General features: G+C 67.4%; 1 protein-coding gene. It reads right to left on the bottom strand.

Annotation, left to right across the window (positions count from 1 at the left end; genetic code table 11):
* On the bottom strand, nt 1-236 hold a 236-nt coding region (locus tag HKX41_13465; protein NNC25142.1), incomplete at both ends, for a hypothetical protein.

Raw genomic sequence — 236 nt, 5'->3', positions numbered from 1 at the left:
CTTCGAGCAGATCGTCCAGCGTACCCGTCCGCTGCAACTCGGCGACCTTCTCGACGCCCTCGGCGAGATCGTCGGCGTTTTCGCCGACCGCCTCACCAAGCTCGACGGTTTCGTCAGTCGCCATGCCGTCGGCGGCCATCGCGAGGTTGGTGCCGGTCCCAGCCAGCGACTGGACCATCTCGTCGTCCATCGCCGAGGTGGCGACATCCGCGGCGTCCAGCAGGTCGTTGACCAGC

Source organism: Salifodinibacter halophilus, from assembly GCA_012999515.1.
Lineage (GTDB): Bacteria > Pseudomonadota > Gammaproteobacteria > Nevskiales > Salinisphaeraceae > Salifodinibacter > Salifodinibacter halophilus.
Note: the sequence above shows the minus strand (reverse complement) of the source record. Positions and strands in the feature narration are given on the sequence as shown.